Origin of the sequence: Asticcacaulis sp. AC466 (assembly GCF_000495815.1) — a bacterium.
Lineage (GTDB): Bacteria > Pseudomonadota > Alphaproteobacteria > Caulobacterales > Caulobacteraceae > Asticcacaulis.
The window spans coordinates 1-10,366 of the sequence record NZ_AWGE01000004.1 but is presented as its reverse complement, the minus strand read 5'-3'; the positions used below and the strand labels follow the sequence as shown (position 1 = coordinate 10,366).

Sequence of the window (10,366 nt, the reverse complement as noted above, 5' to 3'; positions counted from 1 at the left end):
AGTTTTGACCTCGATGATTTCAAAACTATTGTCGACAAGTTGGCGGCAGCAATCCGGTAAGTAGGACCGCAGTTTTCCATCCATCGAAAACTTTAATAGCGCCGGCTGGGCGCGATAATTATGCACGCCTGGATCGACCTCATTCTGCCGATAGAGTACGAGTTCGTTCATACTCTCGTGTGATATCGGCCGCCGAGCTTTAAAGCTGGGATATGAGCCCGTAACAAATACCTTTCGGCCCGTAATAGTTGGCCTTACTGGCTTATCATTCGGGTCCACCTTAATGGAGGCGGTTTGGAGCCTCGTTTCTACCGGCATGACGTCGAATGAGCATCGGGATGCACCGGTTAGCACATCAATGATCGGGGGCAACGGTTCAACATATGCGATGCCTTCTTTGCCTACCCAGCATGATGGCGGCTCAGCGAATCGTAATTTGGGATTTAACCGGATTGAGCCCGGTGAATTTGGGTAAATATTAATCATGACTCTTCCTCCTTCGGTCGCGAAGGTTCTTGAAAAATTTGAGAATTGGGAAAAGTGCAGGAGATTTATAGACAAGCGATCCCAACCTCGCCCAAAGGCGAGTTGACAATTCGAATAGATTGTCCGAGGATGTATTCAGCCGACCAAGCTAGAATACGCTCACGGGGTCGCCTGGCTAATAAGTCAGGCACTCTGTGTAGTGTAATTTATTTGAGTATTAGGGCGACATGATTGCATCCATATGCTCATGACCGAACGCTTTCCCTCCGTCAAAATTGACAAGAAGATGCAATCGATCAGGCCAAGCCTGTCTGATTAGAGTGCGGCTGCTTTTTATCGACAGCGCATGGGTTCAGCTTTCGCTTACGAACTTCGATAGAGACTCGAAATTCAGCAATCGAAGACCCACACGGTACACAGACTTTTAAAAGAGTCAAATTTCAGGGTCTATATATTCAAAAACTACAAATTTTTGACCATTTTATCGCCAAAATAAATACATCGATTAAATCTATACTAAAAAAGAGCAATAACCTATTGCGCTTTTTCTGAGATTGAAATCATTGAATATTATTTTCTGATCGTTTCAATTTTGCACAAATTCGCCGCATATCATGCCAATTAAAGCGAACTAAGCCCCAAAATCCTTCAAAAAGCGCAATACTCTATTGCGCTTTTTGCCGCCTCAAAAACACGAGTCCATGCGATAGCAATGGCAACGGCGTTACCGTGATCAAGATTTGCCGAAGCGTTTTGACCGCCTTTGGCCCGTTGGAGACACTAATGCGCTCGGGTTGAACGCAAAAGCGGACGTAGCTGTTTAACTCTAAAAATGCGTGACATACGCTTAGAGTCCTGCTTTCATGCAGAGCGTAGCAAGTTCTCAACCCAGAGAACATCTCGGTGGCCCGCCAGAATTCTGCGTGCAAATGCTGACAATTCCGCCCCCTCGGAGATACAGTTTGCTAGAGACCGTACATGGTCGGAAAACGAGTTATCGATATCGGCATTTCCAGATTCAGTTTGTGGAAATAGTCGATCCGCCGCGGCGAACTTGCGCTTTATCGAAACGGCAAGTGTCTTGCGTTTGTCAACAAGATCAGCATGATCCAAGTGGTAAAGCCTGATTGATTCAGTTGCTCGCCTATAGCGCCCGGCATGTGCCTCCTCCGAATGCGTCGGAATGGCCCCCCCTGTCTCGTCAAAATCTATGAAACCGGGTTCATGCGGCTTGCCCGGGTCTAAAAGAATTGGGCTTTCATCAGCCTCCTCATCAAAGCAGGTCGCGCGCTTCGTCTCGTCCAGTAGAGGAAATGTATTTCCTTTTCCACCTGACTTTCCGTTTTGCGCATCCGTCCGGACACTATTGCAGAATGTACATGCAAATCTATAATTGGATGGACTGAAAGCCGACCAAGGATATTTGCTCTTTGGGCGGAAGTGATCTACTGCCCCATCGGAGCGTTCTTGGATAATCTCGCAGTAATAGCATTTGTTATGCGAAAGCTCCTTCAACGGCCGCTTCAGGTCGCGCCAAACATCTGAGTGATCGTCAATTTTTCCAGGTCCATCTGCGACAGCGGCATCTGCGCGCACCTGCCAGCCTTCTGGTAATTTCAAATGGTCCAGATTAATATAACGCACGTCTCAGTCCTCCCCCTTCTTCAAGGCATTCTCAACTAGACGGCGTGCTTTCTCTGCCTCACCAGGTAGCTCCTCCCTTTCACTTATTGGCGTGGCCTCCTGATCCAGCCTTCGCAATGCTTCTTTCAGTTCGGGATCGCGGACCTCATAACGGAACCCATAGGTTTGGAGCTCTTCATTGATTTCCTTCAGCGCTTTCCTGTCATCTTGACTAAGCTCATCCTGCCCGCTGATTTGGCGCTTCCTTGCGAGCAAGTCTTGAGTATGAGTGTCCAGTGCAGCGCTTAATCCAAACATCTCGCTGGTCATTACACCCGCATAACCCATCCCACGCGGATGCGTATCCGGTTCCGCAGCCGAGATTGCCAGCGTTTCCTTATCGCGTGTAAGAATCTGGACTTGTTCTTTCTCAAGCTCAGCTACTGCAACTGGATTGTGCGTAGCCAGAAGAACATGACTGCTCTGCTTCTCTGTCCCATTCACATTCAAGAAATTGCGGATATGCTTAAGATATTCGACGCTCCATCTTGGGTTCAGATGCGTATCTGGTTCGTCAAGCAGAAATAGGCTTTCTTCTTCCGCTGTGAAACGAAGCAACCCGAGCACGGTTAGTAGCTGCTGTTCGCCTTCGCTCAACTCACGGAAGGTAACCGACCCATCATTTTTCCGCAGTTTCACCCTAATCCGCACCTCATCGATCAGCTCAGAAACGTAGGTACTTTCCAAGTCTTGAAAGAACTGGGCAGTGCTCTTTCCTCTGGCCAGCTTGCGTAGAGCATCAAGGTCTTTGACAAAAAGATATAGGAATTCCAGTGTTCGCGAATTCCATAGACTGACCTTTTCCTTGCGGGTAATCCTCAATGGAGCAAGAGAGATGTCATAAAGCGTAGCCAGAAATTCCGAAACTACGCCGCGCGCATTCCAAAAGCGCGGATCGCCGTCCTTGGATGTCCATGAGGGTTGCCTAAGAACGAAGAGAACGGATTCGATCCCGCCCTCTTCAAGGCCAAGCTGTTCCTGCAAGAACTTGTCTGTCAATTCCGCGTTATTCACGATGAAAGACAGCAAAACAAAATTGCTATGAACCGGCAGCGCATAGAACAGACGCTTCAAGCCAGGATTTTTTCCAGCTCGAAGGTCTTTGTCGTACCGTTCGAGATATTTGAGAAAAACCTCTTCCATCCTCTCGCTTTGGCCTGAATAATAGCCAAATACAAACTTCGGCAGATAGCCGTCATCTGGATCTCGCAACTTGGAAAGAGCCACGGCTTCGCCTGGGGCTTCCTCAAAGCTGATGGCAGCAGGCGAAGGTTCAGCATCGGGATCATAGGGCGCGAGTTTAACGCGATATGCTTCCTTGCCTGCTGGATCGGCATCAATGCGGACCCATTTGTCCTTGATCTGATAGCAAATTCGATAGGCAAAGGACGGCTTATTCTTATTCCCCTTCGCATCCTCACCCATGATAAGGTCACGGAAAAGAACAGTCGTCGCCTCCAGAACATTCGACTTGCCAGTCCCGTTCCTGCCAATCAATACGGTAATCAGATGCCCCTGAGCGAAGTCAATCGTCAGGTCTTTCAGGTTTTTATATTCGCCAATCCACAGCCAATCGATGCGCATGATCACTCCTCACTGATCGGCATCAGCCGTAACCAGTCCTCATTTCCCCGGCGTTCGACCTCGATGTCACCATTTTGCAGGTGCATCCGCAGCTCGTTGTAGAACGCCTCAACCGCATCAGATGTCGCGCCATCGCCAATGCCAAGCGCTTGCGCCGCGTTACTAGCGGAAACCCAACCCGCTTTGGATTTCAGCACTTCGATCAAATCTGCCATGGTCGCCCCTTTTTTTGTTGGCTTTTTGGAGCGCGATACTATCTTGCGCGCAGTTTTTTCTCTTATCTGCTTTGCCTCCTTTTCAGCCTCAATCCGTTCGAGCATGCTCGATGCTGGCTCATCATGTGGATTTTGAGGGACAAGTTCTCCCCTGAAGGCTGACTGAAGAATAGATGAATCAAGTAGAGGGAGCTGCCGTGAAACTGCAGCGTGTTCGTCAGATACACGGTCGAGCCAAGCGAAAGCGATTTCGATACGTCGGACGATTTCGACAGCTTCATCTCTCGGAGGCACGGGCACTGGAAGAGCTGATATTTTTCGTTTGCTCACCGATGCAAGATTGGTAGTTTGCGTACCTTGATCAAAGAAATATCTTTGCCCTTTTTCATTGGCATAGTGGGACACAAACTTCGGCGGGAAAGAAGCGTCCTTTAGGCGTATCCGGAAGACATGATTTTGGTGAATACAGTCCGAGATTTGCCCTTCCCATATCCATCCGCGACCAAGTTTGTCGCGATCCCCACCCTCATTCATAAGAATATCGCCTTCACGAAGAAGAAGGCGTTCTTTCTCTGAACTAGTAACCTCTATAGTTTTGATCTCATCAAGGTTCAGCCAGCCACGTTGGACATTCGCAACCCGCAAATATGCAACGCTCTCCAAGTCAACTATTGCTTTCCGTTTCTTCCCAACTTGTATCCCGCCTTGAATCTCACTAATATTCCCTAAGAGTTTGATTTCCCATCCCTTTGGAAGTTTTTTCGGGACAGCCTCGTTGCCCGGCGGCGCGGGACGGAGGTCTTTTGTCAGCTCGCCAGAGAACGCCATATCCAGAATGCGGGTTTTGTATTTCTCAATCAGTGTCGGAATATGATCGAGTGCGTCACGGGCGCAAGTCGTGCGGGAAATTAGACCGCCAAGCTTGGCGACGATCCGGCGTTGTTCAGTGCGGGGTGGCAGTGGAAGAGAATGTGCTTCTAAATAGGTTGCTGGCACTCGCTGTTGACCCACAGCTCCCGTCATCACCTTCCGAGCGTTTTCACGGAAAGATGCCTGACGGATGAAATACCAGATATACTCTGGTAAAACGCCGCCATAGCTCCGCAATACATGGAACTCAGTTGAGCCGAAACCGATGCTGTTCTTAAGATCTCTCGCAATAGCGGCTTTGCCATTTTCCATAGACGGCGTAATCTTGGCGAAGATTACATCCCCATCAGCAAATTGCGTGAAACCTTTGACGACCTCACGTAGCGGGCGCGAAACACCACCGATAATGACTCCAGTAATTTCGTTGACAGCAGCCATAGGAACGAAAGTCACCGCATCATCGGGTTCCAAGTCAAAAGATCTTCTGGGGTTCACTTCCACGACATCGCTGAATGCAACTTGTGTCCACCCCTTCGGTAAATCACTCATGTTTACCTCCCGCATTGGCCGCGCGGGCCTGCTGCCAGTCGTGGTAGCTCTGTTTTGATCCCTTCACCTTCCACTCGGTTCGACCGTTGCTGTTACGGTCGAGAATGACGGCGCTGGCAGCAGATGGACTTGAAAAAGGATAAGGCTTCGCGAAAGTCATCATCTCCTCGTTCAGCGGCACAAGAACACCGTCGCTAATCAACTTCTGCTTTAGCCCTCCATAGCTCTGCTGGACGAATCCTGTGTTGATCAATGCCTGGGAACCTTCGAGAACGATGAACTCCGAATCCTCCTCAACTGCTTCTGCCTGGACGCCGGTCTTGTGGCGAATCTCAAAGCGCACCTCGCCTGATGTGCGCTGCTCGATCGGCGTATTCGTCTGACTGGCGGCACGGGGCTGGGGCTTGAGCATATCAAGCCCAATCACAGGCAACACAATTTTTAGATTGGCCAGAAATTGCTCCATATTCGCGCGGTCCGCTTCAGGTAAACGACGGCGTATGCTCGCCGGATTCGTGCCGTTGTCGAGCAAAACACGGCTAGCCTGCGCCGCCATTTCGATAAGCCTTGCCTCAAGATATTCTGCATGGCCTTTGGACAGATCGTCATCGCTCGTTGTGACCGCAATTGCGATTTCCCAAAATTCGCGCTGCACAGCGCTTTGCTTTACTCGCTCGCGAACTGAATTTCCCGAACCGATATACACGCGGGTCTCCCCAGGCCGCTGAGGGTCTGGGCCCGCAAGTATGTAAACACCGGTTCGATCAACTTCCGGTCGTTCTGTGAGGGTGCCGAAGGTCGAGGCCGTGGCCACGAAAACCAGCCCCGTCCAGCCGTGAATGGTGGCTTTACGAAGCCCCGTAGGCGTCCCATCCACCAAAAACAACTGAATTGTCCGCCCGAAGGACACACTCGCCATCATTCGTTGACCTCGGCAGGCTCTATGAGTTCTCCGATTACAGCCTCAATTTCTGTCATTGCTGATTGAAGATGGGAGAGGATTAAAGCAGCAATCTCTTCCGGAGTTTCTGCCGCAACCTGATCTCCATCATTTTCGTCGCGCAGCCAGGAAATCGCCAGATCGTCACCGCGATCAGCAATCTCCTGCCGCGAAAAGCAACGGAACCGGCCTGTTTCGCCTTGATCCTCGCGCTCTGATTTGCCACCTGGGTCACCGCCGAAACATTTCTCGAACTCGGAGAAATGCCCATCAAGCAACGGTGTTGTTTTGCCGAATACCGGCATGTTTGAGCGCAAATCAAAAACCCAGATCGACCTTGTATTGTCTTTTTTCTTATTGCCGCGACTAAAAAACAGAACATTTGTTTTGACGCCCGCGCTTGAGAAAATTCCAGCTGGCAGCCTCAAAATCGTGTGCAGATTACATTTATCCATAAGGTCGCGTCGGACCATCTTGCCAACGCCATCATCGAATAGCACGTTGTCCGGCAGGACAACCGCCGCCCGCCCGCCCGGCTTTAAGCCAAGATATATGTGCTGAAGGAAAGCAAGTTGCTTGTTGGCGTTATGATAAGGGAGATCAGAGCGAAGCGATCTTCTGCTACCGGCTTTGCTCCCAAATGGCGGGTTCGCAAGAATAAGATCAGCGGACTGGAGCCCATCTGCATCGCTCGTCAGGGCGTCCCCGTATATGACCTCAGCATTAAGACCATTCAGAAACGTATTCATCAAACAAATTCGGCGGGTATTTTTTTCGATTTCAACGCCTTGATATTTCGGGGGCGTTTTTGCGTATGCCTGTTTCGTATTCTCTGAACGAATAAACCGGTCCGCCGCAATTAGAAATCCGCCACTTCCAACGGCTGGGTCCTGTATCATCTCACCCAACTTTGGTTTCATGGCTCGCACCATGGAGTTTACGACTGCCCTTGGAGTGAAATATTGACCTGCTCCAGAACGCACATCCTGCGAGCTCTTTTCGATCAGTCCCTCGTAGATGTGTCCAAATCTATCAGCCGAGAGATCATTCCAATCAATTTTGGCAATGCCATCCACCACGGCGTGAAGGTTCTCGTCGTGCGAAAACACCGTAGTGGGAAAGGCGTATATTGCTTGGATCGTTTCACTTTCGGCGCTAGTACCAAGATGGGTCAGCATTTCCTGATAGAAGCCCAGCAAGCCATCTTTGGGATGACCCAAAAGGTCTTTCCAGCGGTTACCAGATGGCAGAAGACGCTCAATACCATTCTCTTCTGCAATTTTGAGGAAAAGGAGATACGTTAATTCAGACACGTATTGGTGATAGCTGATCCCATCACCACGAAGGATGTGGCAAAGGCTCCAAATTTTCTGAACTATGTTTTCATTTTTCATGCGGCACCTCTATTTGCACGCCGGAGGATCATCTCCTTTGCGTCGAGAGCCTTAATGAACGCGAACGGAAATTCGTCCGCGTCAAACGGCTGTTCGGCGAGAGCCGGTATGACTTCTTCGATCTCTAAGGCGTTCATTCCGCACCTTTCGGCGCGACGGGCGTGGTGCCGAAACGTTCCGTCCGGCCAGCACGCTCTGACTTCTTTGCCGCAATGTATTCCCGCATGAATTCCCGAATGGCCTGCGCGGCAGGACGATCCTGCTCGCGACACACTTTAAGGAATTCATCGCGGAGCTCCCGCTCGACACGGATTCGCATTCCGGCATCTTTTTCTTTCATGAACAAAGTGTAGCCTTTGGATACACATTTGGCCATAACTATAAGTGCTGATAAGCAAAATTATCCTTTTCCACACTGGCGTGGTGGAATTTCGCGAGCGAACCATCAATAATGACCAAAATGGACACCTGAGGGACGATTGACGAGGCGAGCCCGTCGATCGCGTGTCATTCGGCCGATGGCGTTCCCAGGGCTTGTATGATCCGGACGCGGAGCGCCTTGCGACGTTCCGAGTAGAACAAAGGGAAATCCACGACCTTTTCCGGCAGATTGGTAATCTCTAGTCCCGCCAGATACTGCTTGCGTGCAAGCGAATCTGGTCGGGCTGCCTCATACCATTCGTGCGGCATTTTCTGCCGTTTTTGATTGTTGATCGCGCCCTCAAGCAATTGCAGGTTTGGCAGACGATTGGCCTTGTCCGCCAGGACCTTCCATAACTCCGCAGGGACGTGCGCCTTTTTTAGTTGGGTATCTGTGAACCGCGCTTGCGGGTAGATGTGGTCGACATGGAAATGCCTCGAAAAATCGAACCCAGGGAATATGAGTGAGAGAAGGGCGAAGGCACGCGTATCGGCGTATGCCACCTCGCATAACTCGTCTATTTCGACATCTGAGAAAGTTAGGCTTTTGCCACGAGAGGCCATTACCCCTTCAAAGGCCTCTGTTGGGAATGCCTTGGCACCGTGGCTACGCACCGCCTCACGCAGCGCCGTGAGTAACGTATCAAGGCCGCTGCCCCAAATGCCCGAGGGTTTAAGTAAGCTTCGTATGAGCCATCGCCGTATCGCTTCCCTATCAGCGGCATGCTCAACCCTAAACAAATAGTCGCTGTCCAACTCCCGTGCATGCAAATAGTAGGCGATCGGCAGGATGGCACTTTCCGCCCGTAGGTTCTGGTTATTGAAGCCGAAACTAGCCAGAAACTGGACGCTTAGCATCATGGAGTTTCTGATCGCGTTCCAGTTCTTCTCTAAGATGGCCATATTGGTTTTGTTGAAATTCTCCACCTTGAAGCCGACACTGCCGATATCAGAAAGCATCAGACCCGCTTTCAGAACAAGGTCCTTGCTGAAGGTGAAGCCGTCGCCCTCCGCATTCATCGAGTCAACCAGTTCATGGATCGCTTCACGGGCATCGATTTTTTCCCACTGGGCGACCGCCACGGACAACAAGAGGTCGGAATAGGAAAGGGGCGTACCGCCGCTATTCATTCGAATGAAGATATTCAGAACATGCTCTAGGCTTTGGTTCTCTTCCTCGTAATAAGTGACCAGATTCTTATCGTGAATTGTCTTGTGAAAGAGACGCAAGGTCGTGCGCGCGACCTGGCGGACGTCCTTACTGATATCCTCATCGTCAAGGCTATCGATTAAGGGGTCGTACTGCTCGGAAATCACACGACCGCACCTGAACCAAATCTCATTAGCTTTGACGACTGCGGCCTGCTCAGGCGTCAGAAATTCAAACTGATACCGGCACCCGGTTTCTGTGTCTTCTTCGCTCAGGAGGTTCAAATATAGATAGCGTACTGGAAAGGCCGCATCGTTGGTTTTGCGTTTGTTCGGGAGCTTCCATGAGTACGAGCCCCGCAGACCAATATTTAGCGCCGTCATGCGCTGCTGACCATCGAGCACAGCCGTCAATTCGCGGTTCGGCAGTGTTCGAAGAAGGTCGCAGTGAAAGCGATCTCGTTCGTGATAATTCAGTAGAAAATCGTAGAATTTGTAATCACTCTGTCGGCCCTGTTCAATCTTCCAGAATAGAAAAGTGCCGAAGGGGTAGCCCTGCATAAGGCTGTCAAACAATTCGCAAATTTGCTCTGGCCACCAGACAAACTCGCGTTGAATTGCCGGGAGGACGTAATCTTGAACTGCGATCTTATCGATTAGATTGCGGATTGTGCCGCCTGGCTTGTACATGAAATGGTCCCCTATTTATCGGTCTTCGAGGTTCGCGGTCGGGGTCGAGGTGCACGCACTGAATAGACGGATCGCCCGTTGTTGCGATAAGAATGACTTCCTTAAGCCCTTTTCACAATTCCACCAATCGCGATCCATTATAAGTCAGCTCGCCGCTGCATCTTACACGATATTCGCAGTCAACCGCAGCGATGTCCGCTTACGGGAAGAATTCCGTGAACTGCCACCCCTTAGTTTCATTTCCGTTTTGGCGCATTTAGGACATTTGTCACCGGTGCTCGCGAGCTCACCTAAGCAAATTCCAGCGATGCAGGCATATGGCTCGCCAAAAACTGGAAAGTCTAAATGTCAAAAGTGGAAGGACTTAAGTCCTCTGCATACAAAAA

Annotated in this window: 8 protein-coding genes; all 8 read right to left on the bottom strand. The window is 50.3% G+C overall.

Annotated elements, in window-relative coordinates; translation table 11 throughout:
- Positions 1 to 486 (bottom strand): hypothetical protein (locus AEAC466_RS44975; RefSeq protein ID WP_235074146.1); only part of this gene is annotated, 486 nt, incomplete at its 3' end.
- An 861-nt stretch (positions 487 to 1,347) separates the two neighbouring features.
- Entirely contained in the window at positions 1,348 to 2,130 is a 783-nt protein-coding gene (locus AEAC466_RS44080; RefSeq protein WP_081714535.1) for a hypothetical protein, read from the bottom strand.
- Between the two features lie 3 nt (positions 2,131 to 2,133).
- On the bottom strand, positions 2,134 to 3,753 hold the full coding sequence (locus tag AEAC466_RS27475) for an AAA family ATPase (RefSeq protein ID WP_023456965.1): 1,620 nt from the start codon (positions 3,751 to 3,753) through the stop codon (positions 2,134 to 2,136).
- A 2-nt stretch (positions 3,754 to 3,755) separates the two neighbouring features.
- Positions 3,756 to 5,387, bottom strand: coding sequence for a restriction endonuclease subunit S (locus AEAC466_RS27470; protein WP_023456964.1), 1,632 nt, complete (start codon positions 5,385 to 5,387; stop codon positions 3,756 to 3,758).
- A complete protein-coding gene (locus AEAC466_RS27465) occupies positions 5,380 to 6,093 on the bottom strand; it encodes a GIY-YIG nuclease family protein (RefSeq protein WP_200863944.1) in 714 nt (237 codons plus the stop codon). Before AEAC466_RS27465 ends, AEAC466_RS27470 begins: the two co-directional genes overlap by 8 nt.
- Positions 6,094 to 6,305: 212 nt before the next feature.
- A complete protein-coding gene (locus AEAC466_RS27460; protein WP_023456962.1) occupies positions 6,306 to 7,721 on the bottom strand; it encodes a class I SAM-dependent DNA methyltransferase in 1,416 nt (471 codons plus the stop codon).
- Positions 7,722 to 7,854: 133 nt separating this feature from the next.
- Positions 7,855 to 8,061 (bottom strand): hypothetical protein, encoded by a 207-nt coding sequence (locus AEAC466_RS27455; RefSeq protein ID WP_031238245.1) that lies wholly within the window; start codon positions 8,059 to 8,061, stop codon positions 7,855 to 7,857.
- Positions 8,062 to 8,228: 167 nt separating this feature from the next.
- Positions 8,229 to 9,980: a DUF262 domain-containing protein gene (locus AEAC466_RS27450; RefSeq protein WP_023456959.1), complete on the bottom strand. Its 1,752-nt coding sequence runs from the start codon at positions 9,978 to 9,980 to the stop codon at positions 8,229 to 8,231.
- Between the last annotated feature and the right edge of the window lie 386 nt (positions 9,981 to 10,366).

Coding starts and splice junctions, on each gene's coding strand:
- AEAC466_RS27455 (WP_031238245.1), bottom strand. CDS start 8,061: ATGAAAGAAAAAGATGCCGGAATGCGAATCCGTGTCGAGCGGGAGCTC.
- AEAC466_RS27450 (WP_023456959.1), bottom strand. CDS start 9,980: ATGTACAAGCCAGGCGGCACAATCCGCAATCTAATCGATAAGATCGCA.
- AEAC466_RS27475 (WP_023456965.1), bottom strand. CDS start 3,753: ATGCGCATCGATTGGCTGTGGATTGGCGAATATAAAAACCTGAAAGAC.
- AEAC466_RS27470 (WP_023456964.1), bottom strand. CDS start 5,387: ATGAGTGATTTACCGAAGGGGTGGACACAAGTTGCATTCAGCGATGTC.
- AEAC466_RS27460 (WP_023456962.1), bottom strand. CDS start 7,721: ATGAAAAATGAAAACATAGTTCAGAAAATTTGGAGCCTTTGCCACATC.